The sequence below is a fragment of the Beggiatoa leptomitoformis genome, from assembly GCF_001305575.3.
GTDB classification, from domain to species: domain Bacteria; phylum Pseudomonadota; class Gammaproteobacteria; order Beggiatoales; family Beggiatoaceae; genus Beggiatoa; species Beggiatoa leptomitoformis.
In genome coordinates this window covers 4,068,160-4,095,103 of the sequence record NZ_CP012373.2, presented here as the reverse complement: position 1 = coordinate 4,095,103, position 26,944 = coordinate 4,068,160, and the positions used below count along the sequence as shown (strand labels likewise).

Below are 26,944 nucleotides of genomic sequence, written 5' to 3'. Positions count from 1 at the left end.
AAGGTGATGTACTCGACACCGATTCTTTTTCTGTTGTCTGTTAAGTATGATTAATAATTTGTGTCTCAATTGCTCTTCTAATTTCTAGCTCAGTTAATTTACATTGCGTCATGTTATTTAACGTGGTGCACATTTGGCGCACAACTTCATCAGATAATAAGGCACTTAAAAGATTTTCCCGTCGCAATGCAACGACTTTTTGTCGTAATCTTTCTAAAAAGGCTTGATTTTCCATACCATGTTTAGAAAACATGTAAAAATACTGCGCTTCTTGTCTATCCAAACCATCACGTAAATCAATACTAAAAATTAAATCGGGAACTATTTTGTCGCCCGTAAAAGCAATATGGTATAGCTGCCAAACCTGTAGATTAGTGAGTAATGCCCATTTGATGCCCGAATACGCGCCGTAAGTTGTTGCCTGTATAACTTGCTTGTCTTTGAGGGCTAAATTGACACGTTTTGCTTCCAATACTAAAACAGGTTTTCCTTGCACAGAAAGCACATAATCCGCTTTTTTGCCTTGAATATCCTTTTCCATCAAAATATCTTTAATCTCATATCCCAAGACATCTTGTAATATACGGTCAATCACCAACTTAGTTGTACTCTCATTCTGATTACTTTGCGCAATACTTTGAATAAGTGATTGTATTGCATTAAACTTTTCGGTAATAATAGCAATGCGTTCTAGCACTTCTTTTTTTAAGACTTGTGCTTTTTGTTTTGCATCACCCTCAACTTTGGTTAATTCTTCGGCTACATTGAGTTGTGGCGGTGGTGGGTCAAATGTTAGCTCTGCCATAAATTCCTTATAACAACGCGGGCATTTAACAGGTTTATTAAACATGGCAAAATCCACTTGAAAAATGAATTTGCATCCAGCGCAAGTTGTCCACATAGCAAACCTCCTTTAGGTGTACGAAAATAATGATTATAAGACGATTCAAACCGAACAATATCATTTTTTGAATCGTTGAATAAAAACAGTATTTACTTCAGAAAATGGGAGTTTTTTCATCTCTCAGTTGCACTGTAAATAGGCGATTATACCTATAATTGCACTTTTTTCGTGCGTCTCATATCAGTTCATAGGGTTATTACCTTGATGTTTTCATTAAAAAAAATTTGTAAAAATAAATAGTTGAGAAAATTACTAGAGTATTGGGTACATTGGCATATTTTGTGCGACGCACCAAAGTCATGGGGCTTACTTGTGCTAACACAATCACCTGATGGATAGGCAAGTAAGCTATTCAGCATGGAGTGAACATATTATGGCTAACACGAAATCACTGTTAAGTTTCCATGAGTTAATGGAACAACTTGTTACCTTGTGTCGTCGTAGAAGCACGGGAACATTGTTTATTGCGTCTGAAGATAATCGAGCTGTGAGTTTTGTTTTAAAAGAAGGCGACATTATCTCTTGTTCATTTGGACATTTTAGAGGAATCAGCGCAGTAGAGCAGATTAAACAACTGGTTGCAGGTAGCTGTTCTTTTTCGGAGAAGATTTTCTTTTCTTTGATGGAAGAAACCAATTTACCCTCAACAATGGATATTCTGGAATTATTGGGGTATCCATGCCCTGATTTAGCAGAGCTTGAATCGTTATCCCATTCTCACAAGGTTGCTTCTGCTGTCTATCGAGGAGCAGTTGTTAAGGTAGAAGCCAATGGTGAATCGTCAACCGTCCCCCCCAAAAAATCACTCCGAATGTATCGCGGACAAGTTGTTGAACAATAGTTATTTTCCCGTTTCTGTTTTCCCTAAAAGGGTTTTCGCCTGAGTTGGGGGCAAATAGTAAAGTATCCCCTTTTCAGGTAGTCCTAAAATGAATTCAGGATATGTTGCCTGTAGTTCGAAATGAAAAGTATGTGTGCTGGTTATCACTTCTATGATTGCGAGTACAGGTTTTTCTTGATAACGTCCAACACTAATCGCTTGTAAATGTTGCCAGTTTTCAACTAATGCCGTTAAGTCATCCGTGCTGATTCCTACTGTATCAGTATGTTGTAATTTCCAGATTCCTTCTTGTTGCTTAAGATGCAATGTTGGCAGACGCAGTTCAATGATGTCTGCACTATCCCCCAGTGGAAATAAACTTACTGCCAGTGCTGCTTCGTCCGTTAAAAATCGATAAATCGTATCTAACAATAGATAAACCTTACCGTTGACTAATGCGTAACGTCGTCCGTCATTAAATGGTGAGACTAAACCCAATTGAATGGGAAAATCATCATAAGTCACTTTAACCAATGGTGGGTCTAGTTTTAATTCCGCAAGGTTAATGTTGTCGCTGGTTAGTAGGGAAAATTGTGTGCTATATAAAAGTGTTAGGATATTTTCAACGCGAAACCGATTGGCGGGTAATTGAAAAGGTTCTTGAACGTACCAAATTCCTTGCGTGTCTTTTGTAAAAACAACCGTTTCTTTGTTTAAGCGTTCTAAACGAATGTGTTGGACTTTTTTAGGGTCTAAAGTGGTGAGATGTTGTTTTTCATGCGTAGGTAGGTCGGTTGTCGTGGTGAAAAAGGTGATTGAACCCAAGCCCATTATGAGCGTGAATAAAGTGAGAATAAATAGCCAACGTTGACGCATTAGATTTTTCTCCGCCGTAACCAGATGAATAAGCTCATACTAAAAAAGCTGATGGGTAGCACTACTAAAAACAATCCCCCTAAAAAAATAGATTCGTATTCGCTTAAGCTTAAGCTTAAATCTTTTCGTATGGTGGTAGGAATGTTGATGAGTTTATCGTCATGACTTAGCCAGTTTATTATTCGCGAGCCTAGTTCTGCATTCCCCCCATTTTGAAGAAATGCATTAGATAAAAAATCGCCATCACCAATTACAATAATACGCTGTTCTTTCAAATTATTATCCACTGATTGTGTTCTACTTAAGGCGACAGCGATGGTGAGCGGGCCGGGAATATCCACGCCTTTATCATATTGAATAGGGGCTTGTAATTTCCCTTGTTCTAGCCATGCGTTTTCAGGGGTGAGCAATAAATCAGTAACTTGCCATTCTGCGGGTGGACTCGCGATTAAACCACAGGCACGTGGAAATAAACTGCGTAAGATAAATCCATCAATAATCGGATGATGACGATAAGGCGTTGCGGTTGTCATGCTTGGTACTTGGCTATTTGGGTCAATAATAATTCCCGGTTGCACAATAATCCCCAGTTTTTCCATTAATTTTTCTAAACCGATGGTTTCTTCGGGTTCTAGTAACCAGAGTAAATTCCCCCCTTTATCAACATAATCGATAATTTGCATCATCTCGTCAGGTAATAATGGAACTTGAGGGCTGGCAATGATTAAAACGGTTGTATCGGCTGGAATAGTATGTGTTTTATCAAACTGTAATGTTTGTATTATGAATCCTGTGTTCTGTAATTGTGTTGCCCAGTGGCTAACATCATGATTTGCATTTGTAAAAGGGCTACGCTCGCCATGCCACGTTAAAAAACGAATAATCCGTTGTGTGGGACGTAATAACGTTTGTAATGCACTACTTACATCTTGTTCAGTTAATTTCGTTGCGTGCTTTTGCACATGGGTTGTCTGTCCTTGATATTCCAGTAAAATTTCTCCATCTAACGTTACTTGCCGTTCTTTCACATCAGCGGGGGCTTTATATGGATCAATAAATTGGATTTGAATTGTAGGGTCATATCGTTGATAACGAAAAATAATATTTTCTATGGGTTCGCGCAAAGTTGGGTCATTACTGACATAAATACGAATATGTATGGGTTCAATAAACTGTGCAAGTAATTGTTGACTAACGCTTGATAAGGTGTAACGGTTATTATTAGTAAAATCAAAGACGGTGCTATAACGGACACTTAATAAGGCGGATAAAACCGCAATGATTAGGAGTAAACTTACGCCCAGTAAATAATGTAAACGGATTTTTAAGTAACGGAATTTCATTCAGTTTAGCTGTTGGTGGACGACAGAAAAGTATGGTTATTATGGGTCATGGCAAATGACTTGCAAAGCATAACAAGGGGATTAATATCTACTAATGCTTTATCATCCTTGAAAAAACGGGGGGAGCTGAACCCATAAGGATTTGTTGTTGGGGATACGATTAAATGAGGTGGTTGATAAAGTGAGATAGAACAATGTATTACTTATCTAATAAAAGAGAAATCTTTTTCATCGTTATAATTCAGACACCGTTGGTTTCTTATTAAAAAATGTTTAATTATTAAATAGTTATAACTACTTTATTAATTTTGCTTTATTAAAGACCATCCGTATGGTTTAAACAATTTTTTCCTTTCCTTAAGTGTTGTGAATCGTATGCACAGCATTATGACAACGTTAGGCATTTCTTATGAATAATATCCGTATTGCAATCAAATTTTTCTTACTCTCATTAACGACTATTAGCGCGCTTATTTTTGTAGGATTATTAGGCATTTATTATATTGATAAAACCTACGCATCATTAGGACGTATCTATAATACGGCGGATATGACCAATCAGATTATAAAAGGAATTGGCGTTCCGATTGAAAAAGTTCGTGAGCTGACTTTACAGATAGTTATGTCTCCAAGGACAGAACAACGAGTCGCTTTACAAGAGAAACATGGAATACTGGTAAATATTATTGAAAGTAAGTTACAAGATCACGAAAAAAATCTTTTAAAATACCGTAATGATGATAATGATATTGTTATATTACGCGAATTGAAAACAGCATGGCAGGACTATCTTCATGCGTCTAATCTCAGCATAGATTATGCTTTGCACAATCAACGAGAAGCTGCATTTATAAGTACAACTCAATTTGAGAATCAAGTATTTATCATGTTGCAAACAAAGCTGAGTAATTGGTTAGATGATCAAATTGAAGATGCAAATGCCTTATATGTTAGAACTTATGAACAATATCAAATAACTTATTGGATATCTTTGATTAGTATTGTATTTGCAGCCGCAATTGTATTCTTTTTTAGCTTTACTGTGGCGCGGAATATCAGTATTCCTTTGTTATCTGTCAAAAAACATTTACAAGCCATTGCACAAGGAAATCCACAAGTAACGCCATTAATCCATCAAGGAAAAGATGAAATCGCCGACATTGTAAATGCAACAGAACAATTGCGACAAACAATGGAATGGACTATTAATCAGGCAAATACTATCGCAGCAGGTAATTATTCGCAGAAAATTAATCCGTTATCCGCAGATGATAAACTCGGAACTGCGATTGCAAATATGAATCAGTCATTACGCAAGGCAACAACGCGAAATGAATTACAAGATTGGCTCAAAACAGGACAAACTGAATTAAACGACCAAATGAGTGGTGAGCAAGAATTAACCGTGTTAGCGCGAAATATCATCACCTTTTTAACCGTTTATTTGAATATGCAGGTTGGTTTATTCTATTTAGTCGTAGAACCGAATAAAAAACAAAAAATATACACACCTTATCTTAATTTATTAGCCAGTTATGCTTATCATAAACGTAAAGAATTAGCGAATAGTTTTGAGTTTGGTGAGGGGATTGTCGGACAGGTTGCCATAGAACGTGAACCACTTATTCTCACAGAAGTTCCTGAAGATTATATGTCTATACAGTCGGGATTGGGGAAATCTGTACCACGTACTATTATTGTTTATCCGCTGATTTATGAAGAAACGTTAAAAGGCGTTTTAGAATTAGGCTCTTTTAGGGCTTTGAGTGATGAACAACTGGAATTTTTAAAACAAGTTGCCCCTGCCGTCGCCATTGCGATTAATACCGCACAATCCCGTTTAGTCATGCAATCATTACTAGATGATAGTCAACGTCAAGCAGATGTTTTACAACAACAAACTGAGGAATTACAAACCCAAGCAGAAGAGTTACAAACCCAACAAGAAGAATTGCGCCAAGCCAATGAGGAGTTAGAAAACCGTACCCATGAGCTTGAATTACAAAAAGAATCTATTCATAAGCAAAATATTAGTTTAGAAAAAAGCCAAGAAGCAATTGAAAATAAAGCGCGTGAAGTAGAACAAGCCAGCCGTTATAAATCCGAATTTCTCGCCAATATGTCACACGAGTTGCGAACTCCTTTGAATAGTATGCTTATTTTGTCGCAATTATTAGCCAGTAATAAAGAAAATAATTTGACAGATAAGCAGGTGGAATATGCCCAAACTATTCGCAGTGCTGGAGCTGATTTATTAACCTTAATCAATGATATTTTGGATTTATCCAAAGTGGAGGCGGGTAAATTAGAAGTTCACGTAGAAAATATTGTCTTGGCGGACTTACTCAACGCAACACGCCTAAAGTTTCAACATGTAGCGGAACAAAAGCAGTTAGTTTTTACGGTTAAAATCGCCGAAAATGTGCCTGACATCGTATGTAGTGATGCACAACGCATTAAACAAATTATCAATAATTTATTATCTAATGCCTTCAAGTTTACTGAAAAAGGTAGCATAACGCTGTTTGTTGAACGCCCACAAATAGACGTGAGTCTTTATCAGCTTAATCCATTAAAATCTTTAGCTATCAGTGTGATTGATACAGGAATAGGGATTGCACCAGAAAAACATACATTGGTTTTTGAAGCCTTTCGCCAAGCAGATGGGACAACCAGCCGTCGTTTTGGCGGAACGGGTTTAGGGTTATCCATTTCGCGTCAATTGTCGCGTTTATTGGGTGGGGAGTTAATTTTAGACGCTACGACAAGCCTTGGTAATGGCAGTTGTTTTACTCTGTATTTACCCGAGCGTTTAGACGCAATACCCCGTGAACAATCAAATTATAATCCCCCCACTCCCGCCGTTATATTGCCTGCTCCTATGCCGTTGGTTGCGAGTAGTGACACATCATCTCCTGCATTTATTGATGCAGTCATGCCAGAAAAACAGGAAGTTACTGATGATCGTGATCACATTCAACCTAACGATAAATTTATTCTGATTATTGAAGATGACCCTACTTTTGCAAAATTATTACAAGAAATTGCTCAAGAAAAAGGATTTAAAGCATTGCTTGCGAGTGATGGCAAAGCGGGACTACAGTTAGCGCAGACATATCAACCACATGCCATTATCTTGGATGTCGGACTTCCGCTGATTGACGGTTGGACAGTGATGGAATGTTTAAAAGATAACGCAAACACACGGCACATTCCCGTACATTTCATGTCGGCAACAGATCAAGATAAGGACGCGCGACAAATGGGGGCAATTGGTTATTTATTAAAGCCCATTAGTATGGAAGAGTTAAGCGATTCGTTTAAACGGATTGAGCAGTTTATTGCCAAAACGCTAAAACATTTGCTCATTGTTGTCGATAATATGCAACATCGTCAGGCAATTAGTGAATATGTGGTGACACGTGATGTAGAAGTGAGTTACGCAGAAACCATGCTTAAAGCATTACAGAGTTTGCAAACACTGGATATTGATTGTGTTATTGTTGATATTGATGTTGCAAATGATGAGGGATTACGCTTGTTAGAGCAGTTAAACCAAGTGGAAAATATGCCTTATCCGCCTGTAATTGTCTATGCTAATCGTGAATTAACATCGAATGAAGAACAGCGTTTAGCACATTGTAGTCAGCATCTGACTATCAAATCTGTTTATTCGCCTGAGCGTTTATTGGATGAAGCCACCCTTTTTTTGCATCAGGTAGCTGCTCATCTTCCCCAAGAAAAGCAAGCTATTTTATGTCAGATTCATGATAAAGCACTTATATTAAAGGGTAAAAAAGTATTAATTGCTGATGATGATATGCGCAATACATTTGCATTAGGAACAGTATTAGAAAAAAATAATATGCTGGTTATTATTGCTAAAAATGGTAAAAAAGCCCTAGAAATTTTGCAAGAGCAACATGATATTGATATTGTATTAATGGATATTATGATGCCAGAAATGGATGGATATGAAGCAATGCGACAAATTCGTGCGCAACCCACTTTTCGCAAATTACCTATTATCGCGCTAACCGCTAAAGCGATGAAGGGCGATAGAGTAAAAGCCATTGAAGCGGGGGCTAATGATTATCTTTCTAAACCTGTTGATGTGGATAAATTAATTTCATTACTGCGTGTTTGGTTATATCGCTAAAAATCGCATATATCAGGGTAATTCTAAGGGATTATATAAGCGTTCATATTCAGCAATAGCATAACGGTCGGTCATACCCGCTATATAATCGGCTGTTGCACGCGCACGCCCTGAGTCGTTGCCTAACAGCTCTTGTAAGCGTTTGACTTCTGTTTGTGTCTCCGTCGGCAGTAAACGTGCGTCATTATTAAACGCCTCAAATAAGCCATTAATGACCCGACGCGCTTTAAATGCCATCCGTTGTACACGGTAATGTTGGTACATTTGTGTTCGTAAAAATTGCTTTAATTCTAGGTGTTTCTCATACATTGCTGCACTTAATGTCAGCATACTTTCTTCTTTGGCGCGAACATCGTCAATACTTTTCGGTTGCAATGTTTCTAACTGGGTGGAGCTGGTTTCAATTAAATTCGCAATTTGTTCGCCTATCATACGACGGATAGTTTCATGAATAATCCGTCGTTGAGGTAATATTGACCATTGCATCATCACATCAGTGTAATGATCATTAAATAGACGTTGTTCGCGTAATTGTTGAATACTGACTAATTTTGCACGTAGCGCATCGTCAATATCATGATTGTTATAAGCAATTTCATCACATAAATTAGCAATTTGTGCTTCTAAACTGGGCTGGGTGCGAGGTTCGTATAAAAAGCGCGAGGCAACGCGCCCTAATAGCTTTGCTTGTTTAGATGAGCAGTGTTTTAAAATACCTTCGCGTACTTCAAAAGTAAGATTTAATCCCCGAAAAGCGGGGTAATGGTCTTCTAATTCGTCAACAATTCGCAAGGCTTGTAGATTGTGTTCAAAACCGCCAAATTCTTTCATACATTGGTGCAATGCGTCTTGTCCTGCATGACCAAACGGGGTATGTCCAATATCATGCGCAAGTGCTATGGCTTCGGTTAAATCTTCATTCAAGCTCAAACTGCGGGCAACAGTACGACTTAGTTGTGCTACTTCTAAAGAATGGGTTAGGCGAGTACGGAATAAATCGCCTTCATGATTCACAAATACTTGGGTTTTATATTCTAAGCGGCGAAAGGCTGCCGAGTGAATAATTCTATCTCTATCTCTTTGATAATCAGTACGATATTGTGAAGGCGACTCCAGATGTTGCCGTCCTAAGGAAAGGCTTTCATGCGCTGCGTAGCGGGCAAGAGAACCCTTGTAAAATATCATGTTGCAATCTCCTGCTGACCTACTTGGAGCGTTTTTTGTAGTAATGCAGGGTCGTATTGGTCGGTAAGCAGTGATAAGCCTAATTTTTGCATAAGTACAAGACGGACTTTGCCATCACGGACTTTTTTATCAACTTGCATACGTTGCCACATATCAGCAGGGGTCATATTGGCAGGTATAGTGGTAGGTAGTTGAAAGCGTTTAATTAAGCGCGCAACCCGTACCACATCTTCGTTACTTAACCAACCCATTGTAGCGGAAAGTCTTGCCGCGAGTACCATTCCTATGGCGATTGCTTCCCCATGTAAATAAGTGCCGTAACCCATGCTGGTTTCAATGGCATGTCCAAATGTATGACCCAAGTTCAACAGGGCGCGCACTCCTGATTCTTTTTCATCTAGGCTTACGATGCGGGCTTTACTTTGACAAGAACGGGCTATTGCATAATTCAGTGCATCAGCATCCCGTTTGAGCAGTAATGTAACGTTATTTTCTAGCCATTGTAAAAAAGCAATATCATCAATTAAGCCGTATTTAATCACTTCAGCAAAGCCTGCACTTAATTCACGGTCTGGCAGGGTATTCAGTGTATCTGTGTCAATCACTACGCATTGTGGTTGATGAAACGCGCCTATCATATTCTTACCAAGCGCGTGATTTACACCTGTTTTTCCGCCAACAGAGGAATCTACTTGTGCAAGTAAGGTGGTTGGTATTTGGATAAAATTAACACCACGTTGATAACAGGCGGCCGCAAACCCCGTCATATCGCCAACAACACCGCCGCCCAATGCAACGAGCGTTGCTTGGCGGTCAAATTTTTCGGAGAGCAAACCATCAAAGACTTGATTAAGCACGTCTAGGGTTTTGTATTGTTCACCATCAGGTAAAATCACTGCTTCGATATTCAGCCCTTGAAAAGCAGGGAGAATTTTCTCTAAATACAGGGGTGATACCGTTTCATTACTGACAATCATCACTTGTTTACCCTGTACATAGGGTTGAATCAGTTCTGGATTGCCTAGTAAATTTTGTCCAATAAAAATAGGATAGCTACGTTCACCCAAGTTAACGGTTACTGTTTTCATAAGTCTTGCGTGGGGTCTATGCGTTTCAGGATGAATTTAACGACTTGTTTTACCGTATGGTGTTCGGTATCAACGACTAAATCGGCAACGGATTTGTAGAAGGGGTGACGTTCGTTAAAAAGCGTTTCTAAGCGTTCACGGGGGTTGGTGTTTTCTAATAGTGGACGGTTACGACTATGAGCGGTGCGTTTCAGCAGTTCTTCAATAGACGCATGGAGATAAACAACTAAGCCGCGATCTTGTAAACAGTTACGATTTTCTGGGTTTAAGACAGCACCGCCCCCTGTCGCAAGCACTATGCCTTTTTGTGCCGTGAGTTCTGCAATCATGGCGGCTTCGCGTTTACGAAAACCCGCTTCTCCTTCCACTTCAAAAATCAGGGAAACAGAGGCACCTGTACGCTCTTCAATTTCTTTATCACTGTCTTTAAAAGGAACTTCTAAAGCGGCAGCCAGTTGTCGTCCAATAGTTGTTTTTCCAACCCCCATTAAACCCACTAAAAAAATATTGTTATGTTGTTTGAATTCAGCAGACACTTTTAAATTACCTTAAATCGATTTTATGTGGTGATAGGAATGTTCTTTAAATGACGTTTTATGTGTGAATAGATGTTGTATATCAATGTATTAAAGTTTAATTAAGCGGTGGTAGATGTCATGCAATTGCGTCTAAACCACTAACAACTTAACGATGATAAGGCAATTAATCAAGATTCACCCATAAATTACGTCCATATTAACCCATTACAAGTTCAGTACACAGGCACTTTATAAGGTGCGCCCGCGACTTCTCGCACCAATTTTGGGACTAAATATCCTGAAAGTTGACAGCGCAGGCTTTCTAATAATCCTTGAGCGGTTTCAAGACTTATTTCAAAATGCGCGGTTCCTTGCGCACGATCCAACACGTTTAAATAATAGGGCATGACCTTAGCGTGAAAGAGTTGTTCACTCAGTTGAACTAAAGTTTCTGCCGTGTCATTGACCCCTTTTAACAAAACGGTTTGATTTAACAGGGTAACGCCTGCACGATTTAAGCGGTGTAATGCGTCAATGACGTGTAAATCAAGTTCGTTAGGGTGATTCGTGTGTACAACTAGCAAGGATTGTAAACGGCTAGTGGTTAATAATGTTAGTAAATCATCCGTTATTCGTTCAGGCAATACAATGGGTAAACGGCTATGTATTCGCAAACGCTGGATGTGTGACACGCTTGCTAAGCGTTGCACGAACTCAGCAAGGCGTTTGTCTGTCAAGGTTAAGGGGTCGCCACCGCTTAAAATAACTTCTTTAATATCGGTATGCGCTTGTAAATATTCCCAAACGGCAGGTTCTCGCAAGGGGTGTGCGTCAGCATAGGCAAAGTGTTGGCGAAAGCAATAACGACAATGCACAGCACACGCGCCTGTGGTGATTAGTAATACACGCCCTTGATATTTATGTAATAATCCCGTAACTTTTTCTGATTGTTGGTCGCCTACAGGGTCTAGCGTAAAGCCTGCAACTTTATCTTGTTCTGTCACAAGGGGTAATACTTGACGTAACAAGGGGTCGTTTGGGTCAGCTTTGCGCATTCTTGCAACATAACCACGCGGGACACGCAGGGCAAAGCGGGCAGGATTATAGACGGTCGTTAATAAGCTCGTGGGTAAATCTAGTTGTTTGAGTAAGGTTGCGGGGTCACGAACAGCGTGTTGAAGCTCTGTTTGCCAAGGAGTTTGTGGTAAGTTTTGCACAAAGGTTAAAGAATTCATCATAAACAACTGTATCACCGAGCCAAACCGTTTGTTAAAGAAAACTCACCATTATTACACGTAAGCATCCGTTATGGTTGTTGACCGATTCATCGCGCCTAAAGTCATCGCCATAATGGCCATTCGCACGGCAATACCGTTGCTTACTTGCTGTAAAATCACTGAACGACTGCCATCTGCGACAGAAGACGCAATTTCTACACCACGATTAATTGGGCCTGGGTGCATAACTATTGCGTCGGGATGTGCAACATCGACATCTTCTTCTGTTAAACCATAGTATTGAAAATATTCGTGTTCATTAGGTAATAACGCGCCTTGCATCCGTTCTTTTTGTAACCGTAACATAATGATAACATCAACATCTTTCAAGCCTTCTCGTAGGTTGTGAAAGATTTGTACGCCGAGGGTTTGAATGTTTTTTGGAATAAGTGTTTTCGGGCCGACAACGCGAATTTCTGCTACCCCTAAGGTATTTAACGCATGGATTTCTGAGCGGGCTACTCGTGAATGCAGAATATCGCCGACAATAGCGATGCGCAACTGGGTAAAATCGCCTTTATGTTTACGGATGGTAAAGACATCTAACATGGCTTGGGTGGGGTGTTCATGTCGTCCATCACCTGCATTGATAATGCTGATGTGGGGGGAAACATGTTGTGCAATAAAATGTGCAGCTCCCGCTTGGTCATGGCGCACGACAAACATATCGCAGTGCATCGCTTCTAAATTATGCAGCATATCAATCAATGTTTCCCCTTTACTGGTGGAGGAGGCACTGATATTGAAGTTTAAAATATCGGCGGATAGGCGTTTTGCGGCTAATTCGAAGGTGGTACGGGTGCGTGTACTGGGTTCAAAAAATAGATTAATAATGGTTTTACCACTGAGTAAGGGAATCTTTTTAACAACTTGTTCACTAAACCCAGAAAAAAATTCGGCATTATCTAATATTTCTAACAGTAATTCACGTTTTAATCCTTCTATGCCTAAGAAATGTTTTAAACGTCCATTTTTATCAAGTTGTATTGCATTCATTCAGGATTATTCCGTGTTAGCGTGTTCTACAAACCATGTTTCTAAAATGACTTGAGCGGCAACGGCATCTATACCGGGTTTGGTTCTACTTTTGCTTTTAGCGGAAAAGCGTTCACTGAGTGCTTGTTCGGCGGCAACGGATGAGAGCGTTTCATCAATCAAATCGACGGGTAGATTATAACGCGCCTGTAGGGCTTCGCTAAAGTGACGTGCTGCAATTGTCGTTTCACTACTCACGCCAACCGTTAGCGGGACACCTACAATCAAGCGTTGTGGTAGCCATTCCTGAATTAGCGCGTGAATTTTTACCCAATCGGGTTCGTTATATTTATCGCAAGGAATGACTACCAATGGACGGGCAGAAGCGGTAAATGTTTGTCCAACAGCAACGCCTATGCGACGTGTGCCATAGTCAAAAGCTAAAAGCGTTAAATAGCGATTTGCACTCATGAATGTAGATAATCAACTATGCCCAGCTTCACTGGAAAGTAGGTTTAAATCAATCCCTAACTTACTTGCGGCGGCTTTCCACCGTTTTTCAGGGGGGGTATTAAAAATAATGTTGTTATCTGCGGGAATGCTTAACCATGCGTTAGATAATAACTCTTTTTCTAACTGCCCTGCCGACCAACCTGCATATCCTAAGGCAATTAATATTTGTTTAGGCCCTTCACCTTTAGCAATTGCGGCAAGAATATCGCGAGAGGTGGTAATGCCTAATTCACCAACGGTGAGCATAGCATCCCATTCACCGATAGGGCTGTGGAGTACAAATCCGCGTTCACGCTGTACAGGGCCGCCTTCAAACACAGGGAGAAACACAGAAGAGTGGTCAGTCACCGTAATACTCATGTGACGTAAAACATCCCCTAAATCAACATCTGAAATTGGACGGTTGATAATAATACCCATCGCGCCTTCCGCATTATGCGTACAAATATACGTGACGGTCTGATGAAAATTGGGGTCTGCTAGGGTAGGCATCGCAATCAAAAAATGATTGTTCAGATAAGTAGTTTCTAGCATTGCGTAGTATCCATTACAGGTAGAAGTCAAATTGACCTATTTAAAAACAAGCACACGTCATAAGCAAGGGAATAGGCGAAAATACTGATACGGTTTATTGTAACTTTTCCGTCCAGAAAACGTGCAGATTTTGGCAGTAGCAGACAAGAAAGAACGAGAACAAGAATTATCTTGCTTATTCAATACTGTCGCAAAAAATAAACATTTCTAATGTGTATTTAACCCGTTATTTAAAAACTCCCAAGTACGGGTAATATAAAGAATATCTGTGTCTTTGCGAATTTCTTCTGACAAGGGGGCAAATGGGGCGGACAAATGGACAATGCGCAAAGCAGAATCGTCTATCAGTGCATTGCCTGATGATTTACGGATATGGACTTCATTAATTGACCCATCTTTATTAATTGCAACTTCCAAAATCAAACTTCCTGAAATACCCAATTGTCTTGCTTCTAAGGGATAATGCAACGTACCAATCCGTTCAACCCGTAATCGCCAACTATCCATATAACTTGCGTATTTATATTCTCGTGTGCTTGCCCCGATGAATGTTTTACGCGGATTTTTCGCATAGTTCTCTATCTTTTTATCTAATTCCGCTTGTAAACTGGCTAAGGATGCGCGGACGTTCATAATCATCGTCGTATTGGGAACATCAGGGGATAATACGGTAGTTTCCAGCGCGTCGCCGTTCAACGTTGATGGTTCTTGTGCAGGATTGAGCCGTTGCGCACTCGCAACCTGAAAGCTAGAGGGGGCGTTAACGGTTAATTGTTCAACTTGTGGGTCAGGTGTTGCACTTGCCGCAATTTGAGGTTCTGGTGGGGTAACAACTAAATTAGCGACTTCATCAGGAAACGGTGCTACAACAGGGGTTGAAGGACGTTCCTGTGCCTTTTCTACGACACCACCCGATTGTTGATTTGCCTGAGCTAGAAACTTAGCATTATCAGGTGCTTTCTCTGTGCTTTTCTGTACTAACACCACATCCATAATATGATTTTTCATATCAGAATTGTTTTTTGGTGCTGTAAAACTCACGGCATATAACATGCACAAATGAAACAGTGTCGCGACAAACGACATGACAATCAAACGTTCTGTTGACGGCTCAATCACAATAGGGGGTAAAGAACTCATAAATATTGCAACATCTTGTTGGAGAAAATTATTGTTAGCTTAACAAATCTAAGGTATGGAAGGTACTTTTTTGAGTATCTGTTTAAGTTTACCGCCTAATTCAATCTTTTTTTTGAACAAGTTATTTTATAATACCCACTTGTCGTTATGACCATCCGTGTAGAGCATTACGTTTATGAACTGGATAAAAAAAACTAGCATGGTCTTTTTTGACCTACTAAAACAAGGGCTTTCTCCCACACAATTAGCACTCTGTATTGCATGGGGCGTACTATTAGGCGTTATGCCCATGTTAGGCGTATCAACACTGTTATGTGTTTTTATTGCTTATTTTTTTGGCTTAAATCAAGTTGCCATTCAACTGGCTAACTATCTGGCTTATCCATTGCAACTTACTGGATTTTATGTTTTTAACTTACTAGGCGCGCAAGTTGTTTTCACGAATAATCATCTTACCTTAGACCTGCTTTATCATTTGCTAGAAAGTAACTTACATTTATTATTAGAAAATTTTGGGGTTTTCATTATACAAGCCTTCATCGGCTGGGTTATTAGCGCGCCTTTCGTTTTTCTTAGTATTTATCTACTGTGTCTTGGGTTATTCACCCGACTCATCACACGTAAACCCCTTAATCCGCCTACTAAACACCCCGAATGCTGAGGGAAAACGCATGAAACAATGGATGAAAAGTTATGGATTTATCCTAATTAGTATGATTAGCCTAAATCAAGCTATTGCGGCTAACCTGACGGAGCAACGACTGCAATTTCAAACAATATACGAAGCAATTCAAGCAAAAGACGATGCTCGTTATCAAACACTGCTAAAAAATTTACAAGACTACCCGATTACACAATATCTCGAATACTTATGGCTGAGCGACCATCTAAATAATCACACCGATATTCAAAACTTCCTAACCCATTATGCAGACAGTCCCATTGCACCACGCCTGCGCCGCGCATGGCTTAACCAATTGATTAAAGAAAACGATTGGCAACGCTTTATTCAGGCTTACACCCCACAAAATAATATTTTACTGCAATGTCAATACTTAAGTGCGGTTTTACGTCAACAAGGAAAACTATCAACAACCCTAATTACCGAAGCACAAAATCTTTGGGTTGTCGGTAAATCACAACCTAGCGTTTGCGACCCCATTTTTAAATATCTCAATGAACAAAAACAACTCTCAACAGCATTACGTTGGCAACGTATCCGTAATGCAGCCGCTGCAGGTAATCTTAAACTCGCTATTAGTGTCGCAAAAACCTTAGATAAAGAAGCACAACGCTGGGTAAACTACTGGGCAAAGATGCACGAAACCCCTAACGATACCCTAGCAAGCGTTGATTATCCAGATACACCCATCGTGCGCGAAATTATTGTGCATGGTATAAAACAACTAGCACGCACAAATGCAGAAGCAGCCTATCAACACTGGCAAACACTGCAAACACAATACCAATTTACCCCAGACGACCGCGATACTGTGATATATACCCTTGCATTACGCGCCAGTTGGCAAGAATCCTCACAAGCCATTAACTACTTATTACAAGTCGATAAATCCTCTATTGACGAGGTTTTACGCCAAGTCGCCTTACAAACCAGCCTTGCTTTACAAGATTGGGCATCACTACTCAAGCTTGCCCCCTTATATGCCACAACAGACGGCAAAGACTGGCAATATTGGCAAGCACGCGCTTTAGAACAACAAGGTGAAACCGCACAAGCAAAAGCGATTTACCAAATACTTGCACAAGAACGTGAATATTACGGGTTCTTATCCGCCGACCGACTACAACAACCCTATCAATTTAATGATGAAGCCCTAAATGTAACCGCTAACGACCTTGCGACCTTACAAAAGAACAATAATATTCTCAACGCACGCGAATTGTACTACGTCGGAATGGAAGAATTTGCCCGTTTAGAATGGCGTATTGCCATCGACAACTTATCCACAGAACAACTTAAAGTAGCCACGGCACTGGCCAACGAATGGAATTGGTACTATGAAACCATCGTAACCGCTGCCAAAGCCAAAGCCTTTAATGCCCTCACTCTACGCTTTCCAACGCCCTATTATGATGTTGTAACACGCTACGCAGCAGAACAAAATTTAAACCCTGCATGGGTTTACGCCATTATTCGCCAAGAAAGCGCATTTAACCAACAAGCACGCTCCTCTGCTAACGCGCTAGGACTAATGCAACTATTACCCGCAACCGCACAAGAACAAGCAAAACGCCTCGGTGTAACCCTCAATAATCAAGCAGACATCTACCAGCCAGAACTAAACGTACAACTAGGAACAGGCTATTTACAACACCTACTCAACAAACTAGATAACAACCTCATTTTAGTTACCGCCTCCTACAATGCAGGATTATCGCGCGCGCGAAAATGGACAGAAAAATATGGTTGTTTACCCCCCGATATTTGGATTGAACTTATTCCCTTTAAAGAAACCCGAAGTTATGTAGAAAATATCATGAGCTACACACCTATCTTCGAATGGCGACTATTAGGGAATGACAAACTCTCCCCCATGCCCCTACAAGCCATTAATAAAATCGGGGGATGCTAAACCACAGCACACAATCCATCTAAAATGCCACCAGAAAACACATCATCTGGTGGCTATCTTGACGTATTTACAGGATGTTGCTGAATAAAATACTCTCTATGACACATACTATATTTATCCTATAAATAGCTTATCAGTCATAAACCTTAAGGAGACTCACATTATGTCCCGTTACTTCAACCCCTACACCGACTTTGGCTTTAAAAAACTCTTTGGTGAAGAAGCCAACAAAGACCTATTAATCGACTTTTTAAATCAGCTATTGCCCGCACACCATCAAATTCAATCATTACAATTTAAAAATACCGAAAAACTACCGCTTTACCCTGATGACCGTAAAGCCTTTTTTGATATTTACTGCACCAGTCCCTCAGGAGAACATTTTATTGTAGAAATGCAACGCGCCCGCATAGACTTTTTTAAAGACCGCTCGCTGTACTACATTACCTTTCCCATTCAAGAACAAGCTAAAAAAGGCGTATGGGATTTCAAATTATCCACCGTATATTTTGTTGCAATATTAGACTGCATTATTGAAGAACCAAATGACCCACTAAAATTTCGCCAATATGTCAGCTTAAAAGACCAAGATGGCGAGCTATTTTGTGACAAACTCCATTTCTGTTTTTTACAAATGCCCTTATTTGATAAGAAAGCCGAAGAGTTAGAAAATCATTTTGAAAAATGGGTATTTTTCTTGAAAAATTTAGCTGATTTTGAAGAAATCCCACGAATTCTTAACGAACCCGTCTTTCAAAAAGCCTTTGAAATTGCTGAATTATCAAACTTAAAGCCCAATCAAGCGCGACAATACCAAAAAAGTTTAATGAACTACTGGTCAAATAAAGCCGTATTAGATACCGCATTTGCTGAAGGAAAAGAAGAAGGTATCATCGAGGGAATCGTATTAGGAAAAGAAGAAGGTATCATCTTAGGAAAAGAAGAAGGCATCATCTTAGGAAAAGAAGAAGGCATCATTGAGGGAATTGTATTAGGCGAACGACAAGCTAAACGAGAAATAGCTAAACAACTAAAAACACAAGGTTTGCCCCTAGAAACCATCATGCAGGTCACAGGACTTTCCAAGCAAGAAATTGAAGATTAAAGAAATTTTTATGTCTCGCCATTCTGCCCATAATCTAGACAAAACACGACAACGCCAAATGCGTTTAATGAACTACTGGTCAAATAAAGCCGCATTAGATACCGCATTTGCTGAAGGAAAAAAAGAAGGTATCATCGAGGGAATCGTATTAGGCGAACGACAAGCTAAACGAGAAATAGCTAAACAACTAAAAATACAAGGATTTACTTTAGAGCTTATCACCCAAATAACAGGGCTTTCTCAAGCAGACATCGACTAAACAGCCAACGCTTAAAACAGACATATCATTAATATTCGTTGTAATTCTGACTATCAACGAATACATCCCCTTTTCACCTTATCCCGCTTGCGTTATTCTTACCCATTTCTTTGTTTTAGCATACGGAATCATTAAATTAACCATGCACGCACAATATAGCCCTGAGAGCATTGAAGCCGACGTTCTACACCATTGGGAAACCGAACAATCTTTTAAAGCTGTTGAAAAACCCAATCAAGAAAAATTTTACTGTCTCTCAATGTTCCCCTACCCCAGTGGACGGCTACACATGGGGCATGTGCGTAATTACACCATCGGCGATGTTATCGCGCGCTATCAACGCATGTTAGGCAAAAATGTTCTGCAACCAATGGGCTGGGATGCATTCGGACTACCCGCAGAAAATGCCGCCATACAAAATAAAGTTGCGCCCGCCAAATGGACATATGAAAACATCGCCTACATGAAAAACCAGTTAAAACGGCTAGGCTTTGCCTACGACTGGGATAGAGAAATAGCCACCTGCAATCCTAACTATTACCGCTGGGAACAATGGTTTTTTATTCAACTCTATAAAAAAGGTCTTGTTTACAAAAAAACATCCCCCGTCAACTGGGACCCCGTTGACCACACCGTTTTAGCCAATGAACAAGTTATTGATGGACGGGGCTGGCGGTCTGGCGCACTGGTTGAACGGCGCGAGATACCCCAATGGTTTTTAAAAATTACCGATTATGCCCAAGAACTACTCGACGGCTTAGACGATTTAGTCGACAAATGGCCCGATGCTGTGCGCACCATGCAACGCAACTGGATAGGACGCTCTGAAGGCGTAGAAATCCACTTTAGCGTCGAACAAGACACCCTTAGCGTTTACACCACCCGCCCTGATACCCTGCTCGGCGTAACCTACGTCGCCATTGCCGCAGAACACCCCCTAGCCCAACAAGCCGCAGAAAATAACCCGACTTTAAAAGCCTTTCTCCACGACTGCTCACAAACCCAAACCGCCGAAGCCGCGTTAGAAACTATGGAAAAATTGGGCATGGACACAGGCTTACGTGCCACCCATCCCATCACAGGACAAACAATACCTATTTGGGTTGCTAACTTCGTCTTAATGGGATACGGCACAGGCGCGGTCATGTCCGTTCCTGCCCATGACCAACGCGATTATGAATTTGCACAAAAATATAACCTACCCATTCTGTCAGTCATTCAACCCTTAAACGGTGGTGCAATACCTGACAACATGGCCATGACAGACAAAGGTATTTTAATCAACTCAGGCGAATTTACAGGCTTAAACTCCGAACAAGCCTTTATTAAAATTGCCGAATGGTTAGAAGCCAAAAATTTGGGACAACGGCGCGTCAACTACCGCCTGCGCGACTGGGGCGTATCTCGTCAACGCTACTGGGGATGTGCTATCCCCATGATTGAATGTCCCCACTGTGGCACAGTCCCCGTGCCAGAAACGGATTTACCCGTATTACTGCCCGAAGATGTTGAAGTCACAGGTGCAGGCTCACCCCTCAAAAAAGACCCCAACTTCTACCAAATCAAATGCCCAACCTGTGGTGCGGACGCACAACGCGAAACAGACACCTTCGACACCTTCATGGAATCCTCATGGTACTACGCCCGTTATGCCTCTTCTGACTGCAAAACCAACATGTTAGATGAACGTACTAACTACTGGCTACCTGTTGACCAATACATCGGTGGCATAGAACACGCCATTCTACACCTGCTTTACGCCCGTTTTTTTCAGCGATTAATGCGTGATTTAGGACTAGTCAAAGATGCCGAACCATTTAGCCGCTTACTCACACAAGGCATGGTTATTGCCGAAACCTTCTACCGTGATGAAGAAGGCGGGAAAAAACAATGGATTAATCCAGCCGATGTTGATTTACAACTCGACGACAAAGGTCGCCCACTCAGCGCGGTTTTAAAAACTGACAGGCTACCCGTGATTATTGGCAACACCGAAAAAATGTCCAAATCCAAAAACAACGGCGTTGACCCACAAGCAATGATAGAACACTACGGCGCGGACACAGTACGCTTATTCATCATGTTTGCCTCTCCGCCCGAACAATCTTTAGAATGGTCGGATGCAGGCGTAGAAGGAGCGCACCGCTTCTTAAAACGCCTCTGGAAACAAGTCAACGACCACGTAGAAAAACAACCCATTCCCGCCCTAGCACTCGCCAGCTTAAACGAAACTGAACGGACATTGCGCCGCCATGTACATGAAACAATCACTAAAGTTAGTGACGATATTGGACGGCGTTACACCTTTAACACCGCCATTGCTGCCTGCATGGAATTGTTAAACCACCTAAGCCGTGCCGAAGACAGCCCCCAAGTCCGTGCAATCACCCAAGAAGGATTAGAAGCCGTCGTCATCATGCTATCGCCCATAGTGCCTTTTATCACCCAAAAACTCTGGGAAGGCTTAGGACATCAAAACCTACTCGTTAATATCCCATGGGTAAAAGTGGACGAAAGCGCGTTAATCCGCACAGAAGTAGAAATGGTAGTACAAGTTAATGGTAAGCTACGGAGTAAACTCACGATTTCCACCAATGCCGACCAAAAAACCGTTGAAAATATGGTGTTAAACGACCCTACAGTGATTCGTTTTATGGAAGGAAAGGCCGTGAAAAAAATAGTATTTGTACCGCATAAATTGGTCAACGTCGTAGTAGGATAGTTCTTTGAAAAAGCCCTGCGCTAAGTAGGGCTTTTATATACAAAACCCGTTTGAAGTCCTCTAAATAATCATTAAACTGACCAAACATATTCTAAGTACCCAAAATCTTTCCAACATTTCAATTCACTCCCTAAAACTCCCGCTTTACTAAAGACGAAAAGACACCCCCAACATATAGCAACAGTACTATAAAAAGATTAAATAGAATTCAGTAAAAAGAGCTCATCAATAGAACAATGTTGTTGTTTACGGAGAGTCTTAGCCTGAGCCCATTTATGCTCAATAGGATTTAAATCCGGCGAATAAGGCGGTAAATATTCCAAGAGATGCCCAGCGTCTAAAATAGCCTGCTGAATGTCACTACGTTTATGAAAAGTGGCGTTATCCATCACAATGACAGAATTCTGAGGGAGTTTAGGAAGTAAGTCTTGGGTTATCCAAGCGAAAAAGACATCGGAATTAATCGCCCCAGAAACTAAAGAGACGGTTAATAAACAAAAATTGAGCAAAGCCCCGATGACATTAGTACGTCCCTTTGCATTCCAATCTTGCGTGCCAGAACAACGTTTGCCGATAGGGGCATAACCAAAACGGCGTGGCATATCATGAGCAAAACCACTTTCATCGATAAAAACAATTTGCCTATCAGATTGTTTATAACGGTTCATTTTGTTTTGAAAGACTTGCCGTGCTTCGGGGTTGGCTTTGGGATGTTTGAGGGTTTTTTTTACGGCTAATCCCTAGACGTTTTAACGCATGGCGAATCCCGCCTTCCGTAATCCCAAAACGGGCTGCGCGTTCATAATGGTAAGCATCGGGGTATAATGCAACATCTTGTTTTAGGGCTTCCATGTCTATTTTAGTTGGTCTGTTACGTGTCCCTTTGGCTTCCAATACTTTGCTCCACCTGACGACGCTTGCGATGGCTATTTGAAAGCGTTTCGCTACCGCTGCTAGGGTGAGATTTTCTTCTTGTTTCACTTTTAATACTTTTCTACGGAAATCTATTGAATAGGTCATTTCTTATCCTCTTTTTAAAATATGGTTACTATAGTTCTTGCTACAAAAATTAATCTGTATTGTCCAACTATTTTCATCGTTTTTAACCTTAAACCCGAACCTGTGGCATACAAAAATTTTTGATAAAAGCATCTAAATACAAGCAATTATTTTAAAAATTAATCACTAATTCAACAATGGTATATTTATATTTTTTAAGGGTATAAAAACATCGTCTAATGCACGACGATTAACTCTGTTAGTCTTTAGCGGGATTATTTACCCTCCGTTTAAAGAACCGCATATATGCTGACAGAAATTACCCAAAAAACCTTTAATGAATTACTCAAAACTGCTCAACGAGATGAACTAATTTGGATGAGTGGTTTTCTCAGTGGTTTGGTCGCACGCGATTCGCTCGCATTCACCACACCCAATTTACCAACAACAAACGCGACAACAACCACACTCGCGCCCACCCTAGCCTTAAGCCAATGCACCCTCGTTTTTGGTACAGAAACAGGCAACGCCAAACGGGTAGCGACAGAACTCAGTACCCAACTGAAAAAACACGGTACACAAACCAAACTCAAAGGCTTAGACCAATATCGCTTAAGCGATTTAGCAAAAGAAACGCACTTAATCGTTGTCATCAGCACACAAGGCGAAGGCGAACCGCCCGCCGCTGCCCGTAAATTCTACGATTACTTATATCAAACAGCCGATTTAAACCTAAGCAAATTACACTTTGCCGTTATTGGATTAGGTGATTCCGCTTACCCCTTATTCTGCAAAGCCAGCGAAGATGTCGACGCACAATTAGCCGCGCTTGGCGCACAACGGTTATTCCCGCTACGACAATGTGATACCGATTTTGAACCCGAAGTTCAAAACTGGTTAACCGAATTTACCCAAACCGTCATCTACAGCAACAGCGCACCTACAGCCTTACCCGCTGGGCAAACCACCGCTCGTATAGGAAAAAAGAACTATACAGGCACGATTTTAACCAACCTCAATTTAAACGACCGAGACTCTAATAAAGAGACTTATCATATTGAAATTGAATCAGAAGATGAAATAATTTACCAAGCAGGCGATTCCTTAGGCTTAGTACCCCATAATTCCGCTGAAACAGTAGAAGCGTTACTAACCAAACTCAGCTTAAACCCCAATGATTCAATAGAATACAAAGGGACAACTTACGGCGCGAAACAATTATTCACAGAAAAACTAAACGTGCAATATTTGCCCGAGCGTGTGATTCAAGCCTATGCCCGTCTTACCGCGCAAACGATACCAGCGGAACGAATGGATTTACTAGCACTACTAACCCGCTATCCAACGGATTTTACGAACAAACGTTCTGAAATCATCGCCAGTTTAGAAGCAACACCGCCGCGTTTATATTCTATTTCTTCTTCCCCGCTTGCCCATGGCAATAACGAAATACACATAACCGTCAGTCGTCATCAATTCAAAACCCCTGCGGAAAATGGGGCATTAATTGAAAAATATGGTTTTTGTTCCAACTACCTAGCACAACTGCCAGAAGGTACAAATTTTAGCTTTTATATCCAAGCTAATCATGAATTTAAATTACCAACACCCGAAACAGACATTATCATGATAGGGCCGGGTACTGGCATCGCGCCCTTCCGTTCCTTCCTCTTTGAACGGGAAGCCCGTGGAGATTCAGGGCGTAATTGGTTATTCTTCGGAGAACAACACTTTAGCAGTGATTTTCTTTATCAAACCGAATTACAAACCCTACTAGAAACAGGCGTTTTAACCCGCTTAAATACCGCTTTTTCGCGTGACCAAGCACAAAAAATTTATGTACAACATAAGTTACTACAACAAGCAGAAGACGTTTTTAACTGGCTAGAAGCAGGCGCAGTTTTATACCTTTGCGGGGCTAAAGACCCAATGAGTGTTGACGTAGAAAATGCGTTAATTCAAATCATTGCCGAACGCTCTCAGCGTTCACCAGAACAAGCACGGGCTTATTTAGATAACCTGCACGAACAAGGGCGTTATCACAAAGACGTATATTAAGCCTAGAAATGCTATTTTTGCTATTTACCTACTGAATTAAATACGTATTATGTCAAAGACTCCTCAAGAATCCGCTGTTGAAAAAATTAAAAAAGCCAGTCGTGGCTTGCGTGGTACGATTGTCGAAAGCCTTGCTGATGAGCATACAGGCGCAATTCGCGAAGACGACCAAAACCTGATTAAATTTCATGGAATGTATATCCAAGACGACCGTGACCGCCGTGAAGAACGCGCCACGAAAAAACTGGAACGTTTATATTCCTTTATGATACGTTTGCGGTTAGCAGGTGGATTTTTAACCGCCGAACAATGGGAAGGTTTGCACCACATTGCGGGCGACTATTCCACAGGGATTATTAAAATCACCACACGGCAAACCGTGCAACTGCATGGCATTGTAAAATCAAATATTAAACCGACTTTACAAGCGTTTAACCGTTACCAACTTGATTCGATTTGCACCTGTGGCGATGTCAATCGTAACGTTACTGCAACCGCGCATCCGCAAGTATCGCCTGTACATGGCGAAGTTTTTCAGTTAGCTAATGATATTAGTACCTTATTACTACCTAAAACCCGTGCCTATTACGAAATTTGGTTAGATGAAGCCCCACTAACCACGCCAGAACCCGAACCCGACCCTTTATATGAAAATCGCTATTTACCGCGTAAATTCAAAATAGGGATTGCTATTCCACCTTCTAACGATATTGATGTCTATACCAATGATATTGCACTGGTTGCGATTGTGGAAAAAGGCAAAATTAAAGGATTCAATCTTGCCATTGGTGGCGGTATGGGAACGACACACGGTAGCACAGAAACTTATCCGCGTTTAGCGACAACCATTGGTTTTATACCGTATAAAGCCTTAAAAAATCCGCTAAAAGAGACAGAAATATCAACAGTTTTAGAAACTAATCCTTTGTTAAAAGCGGTTTACGAAGTCCTAACGGTACAACGCGATTTTGGGAATCGGGTTGACCGCAAATTGTCGCGCTTGAAATACACCGTGGATAAATTAGGCGTAGAAGGGTTTAAAGCAGAATTAGAAAAACGAATAGGTTTTAAGTTAGAACCTGCAAAACCAGTGAATTTCACACATCGCACAGATGACTATGGCTGGCATCAAAACCATGAAGGCAATTGGTTTTATACCGTTTTTGTAGAAAACGGGCGCGTATTAGATGATGAAAATGTACAATTCAAAACGGCATGTTTAACCATCGCACAAGCACGCAAAGCAAATTTCCGTTTTAGTTGCAACCAAAACTTGATTCTGAGCGATATTAAAACCGAAGATAAAGCATGGATTGAATCCGTTTTAGCAAAACATGGCATTAGTCAACACACAGATAATGCTTCTGTCGTGCGTAAATCCGCAATTGCTTGTGTATCGTTTAATACCTGTCCTTTGGCTTTAGCGGAAGGACAACGTTATTTACCTGACTTGATTACGAAAATTGAACCTGTACTAGCAAAACATAAATTGCAAAAAGAGGATATTTCTATTCGTATGACAGGTTGTCCGAATGGTTGCGCACGTCCTTATGCGGCAGAAATTGGCTTTGTTGGCACGCATTATGGGCGTTATAACTTGATGTTAGGCGCGAAACCTGACGGCACGCGCTTAAACCGTTTGTATAAAGAAAGTTTGAACGAGACAGAGATTTTAGGCGAGTTAGATAATTTATTCGCACAATACGTGAAACAGCGGAAATCTAAAGAAAGTTTCGGCGATTTTGTACAGCGGACGGTGTTTGAAGGGTAGGTATAAATTAGGGTGCGTTAAGGTGCGAAAAGACGCACTTAACGCACGCTATGATTGTTGATTCCAAAGTTCAGATTGAACTTAATCTATTTTAAATAGTATAG

22 protein-coding genes are annotated in these 26,944 nt (G+C 40.7%); 9 read left to right on the top strand and 13 right to left on the bottom strand.

The features are described from left to right. Positions 1 to 40: 40 nt before the first annotated feature. On the bottom strand, positions 41 to 901 hold the full coding sequence (locus AL038_RS17430) for a type I restriction enzyme HsdR N-terminal domain-containing protein (RefSeq protein WP_062155003.1): 861 nt from the start codon (positions 899 to 901) through the stop codon (positions 41 to 43). A gap of 376 nt (positions 902 to 1,277) precedes the next feature. Between AL038_RS17430 and AL038_RS17425 the strand changes: the two genes are divergently transcribed. Then, positions 1,278 to 1,745 carry a DUF4388 domain-containing protein gene (locus AL038_RS17425; protein WP_062155001.1) on the top strand — a complete coding sequence of 156 codons (468 nt, stop codon included), beginning with the start codon at positions 1,278 to 1,280 and terminating at the stop codon, positions 1,743 to 1,745. On the opposite strand, the gene AL038_RS17420 is transcribed toward AL038_RS17425, so the two are convergent. Together AL038_RS17420 and AL038_RS17415 are read right to left on the bottom strand one after the other, a co-directional pair. Further along, positions 1,746 to 2,600, bottom strand: coding sequence for a DUF4340 domain-containing protein (locus AL038_RS17420; RefSeq protein ID WP_062155000.1), 855 nt, complete (start codon positions 2,598 to 2,600; stop codon positions 1,746 to 1,748). Next, positions 2,600 to 3,943 (bottom strand): GldG family protein, encoded by a 1,344-nt coding sequence (locus tag AL038_RS17415; protein WP_062154999.1) that lies wholly within the window; start codon positions 3,941 to 3,943, stop codon positions 2,600 to 2,602. The genes AL038_RS17420 and AL038_RS17415 overlap by 1 nt, the downstream gene beginning before the upstream one ends. A 409-nt stretch (positions 3,944 to 4,352) precedes the next feature. Between AL038_RS17415 and AL038_RS17410 the strand changes: the two genes are divergently transcribed. Continuing rightward, positions 4,353 to 8,102, top strand: coding sequence for a response regulator (locus tag AL038_RS17410; protein WP_062154998.1), 3,750 nt, complete (start codon positions 4,353 to 4,355; stop codon positions 8,100 to 8,102). Positions 8,103 to 8,114: 12 nt separating this feature from the next. Here the strand turns inward: AL038_RS17410 and AL038_RS17405 are convergent, their stop codons facing one another. The 8 genes from AL038_RS17405 to AL038_RS17370 form a co-directional block, all read right to left on the bottom strand. Next, positions 8,115 to 9,287, bottom strand: a complete 1,173-nt coding sequence (locus AL038_RS17405; RefSeq protein ID WP_062154996.1) for a deoxyguanosinetriphosphate triphosphohydrolase — start codon at positions 9,285 to 9,287, stop codon at positions 8,115 to 8,117. Next, positions 9,284 to 10,375 carry a 3-dehydroquinate synthase gene (aroB, locus tag AL038_RS17400; protein WP_062154994.1) on the bottom strand — a complete coding sequence of 364 codons (1,092 nt, stop codon included), beginning with the start codon at positions 10,373 to 10,375 and terminating at the stop codon, positions 9,284 to 9,286. Before aroB ends, AL038_RS17405 begins: the two co-directional genes overlap by 4 nt. Beyond that, positions 10,372 to 10,911, bottom strand: a complete 540-nt coding sequence (aroK, locus tag AL038_RS17395; RefSeq protein WP_083991576.1) for a shikimate kinase AroK — start codon at positions 10,909 to 10,911, stop codon at positions 10,372 to 10,374. The genes aroB and aroK overlap by 4 nt, the downstream gene beginning before the upstream one ends. Before the next feature lie 215 nt (positions 10,912 to 11,126). Continuing rightward, entirely contained in the window at positions 11,127 to 12,131 is a 1,005-nt protein-coding gene (gene epmB, locus AL038_RS17390; protein ID WP_083991575.1) for an EF-P beta-lysylation protein EpmB, read from the bottom strand. 51 nt (positions 12,132 to 12,182) lie between these two features. Then, positions 12,183 to 13,166 carry an aspartate carbamoyltransferase catalytic subunit gene (locus tag AL038_RS17385; protein ID WP_062154992.1) on the bottom strand — a complete coding sequence of 328 codons (984 nt, stop codon included), beginning with the start codon at positions 13,164 to 13,166 and terminating at the stop codon, positions 12,183 to 12,185. A 6-nt stretch (positions 13,167 to 13,172) separates the two neighbouring features. Further along, positions 13,173 to 13,616: a Holliday junction resolvase RuvX gene (gene ruvX, locus AL038_RS17380; protein WP_062154990.1), complete on the bottom strand. Its 444-nt coding sequence runs from the start codon at positions 13,614 to 13,616 to the stop codon at positions 13,173 to 13,175. Positions 13,617 to 13,628: 12 nt separating this feature from the next. Further along, positions 13,629 to 14,192 (bottom strand): YqgE/AlgH family protein, encoded by a 564-nt coding sequence (locus AL038_RS17375; protein WP_062154984.1) that lies wholly within the window; start codon positions 14,190 to 14,192, stop codon positions 13,629 to 13,631. Positions 14,193 to 14,399: 207 nt separating this feature from the next. Then, positions 14,400 to 15,332, bottom strand: coding sequence for an energy transducer TonB (locus AL038_RS17370; protein WP_062154982.1), 933 nt, complete (start codon positions 15,330 to 15,332; stop codon positions 14,400 to 14,402). Positions 15,333 to 15,507: 175 nt separating this feature from the next. On the opposite strand from AL038_RS17370, the gene AL038_RS17365 reads away from it, so the two are divergent. From AL038_RS17365 to leuS, 5 genes are all read left to right on the top strand, one after another. Then, a complete protein-coding gene (locus AL038_RS17365) occupies positions 15,508 to 15,993 on the top strand; it encodes a DUF2062 domain-containing protein (RefSeq protein ID WP_062154980.1) in 486 nt (161 codons plus the stop codon). Between the two features lie 10 nt (positions 15,994 to 16,003). Beyond that, positions 16,004 to 17,926, top strand: coding sequence for a transglycosylase SLT domain-containing protein (locus AL038_RS17360; RefSeq protein ID WP_062154978.1), 1,923 nt, complete (start codon positions 16,004 to 16,006; stop codon positions 17,924 to 17,926). Between the two features lie 163 nt (positions 17,927 to 18,089). Then, the gene (locus tag AL038_RS17355) at positions 18,090 to 19,031 is read left to right on the top strand and encodes an Rpn family recombination-promoting nuclease/putative transposase (protein ID WP_066246161.1); all 942 of its coding nucleotides are present in this window, start codon (positions 18,090 to 18,092) and stop codon (positions 19,029 to 19,031) included. A 10-nt stretch (positions 19,032 to 19,041) separates the two neighbouring features. Further along, positions 19,042 to 19,290: a hypothetical protein gene (locus tag AL038_RS17350; RefSeq protein WP_062154974.1), complete on the top strand. Its 249-nt coding sequence runs from the start codon at positions 19,042 to 19,044 to the stop codon at positions 19,288 to 19,290. Positions 19,291 to 19,432: 142 nt separating this feature from the next. After that, entirely contained in the window at positions 19,433 to 22,012 is a 2,580-nt protein-coding gene (gene leuS / locus AL038_RS17345) for a leucine--tRNA ligase (protein WP_062154972.1), read from the top strand. Positions 22,013 to 22,209: 197 nt separating this feature from the next. Here leuS and AL038_RS18660 read toward each other — a convergent pair whose 3' ends face one another. Together AL038_RS18660 and AL038_RS18655 are read right to left on the bottom strand one after the other, a co-directional pair. Next, a complete protein-coding gene (locus tag AL038_RS18660) occupies positions 22,210 to 22,680 on the bottom strand; it encodes an IS630 family transposase (protein WP_106405021.1) in 471 nt (156 codons plus the stop codon). Further along, positions 22,667 to 23,032, bottom strand: a complete 366-nt coding sequence (locus AL038_RS18655; protein ID WP_062154969.1) for an IS630 transposase-related protein — start codon at positions 23,030 to 23,032, stop codon at positions 22,667 to 22,669. The genes AL038_RS18660 and AL038_RS18655 overlap by 14 nt, the downstream gene beginning before the upstream one ends. Positions 23,033 to 23,317: 285 nt before the next feature. Between AL038_RS18655 and AL038_RS17330 the strand changes: the two genes are divergently transcribed. Together AL038_RS17330 and AL038_RS17325 are read left to right on the top strand one after the other, a co-directional pair. Then, positions 23,318 to 25,069: a diflavin oxidoreductase gene (locus AL038_RS17330; RefSeq protein ID WP_062154967.1), complete on the top strand. Its 1,752-nt coding sequence runs from the start codon at positions 23,318 to 23,320 to the stop codon at positions 25,067 to 25,069. Between the two features lie 49 nt (positions 25,070 to 25,118). Continuing rightward, positions 25,119 to 26,840, top strand: coding sequence for an NADPH-dependent assimilatory sulfite reductase hemoprotein subunit (locus AL038_RS17325; protein ID WP_062154964.1), 1,722 nt, complete (start codon positions 25,119 to 25,121; stop codon positions 26,838 to 26,840). Positions 26,841 to 26,944: the final 104 nt, after the last annotated feature.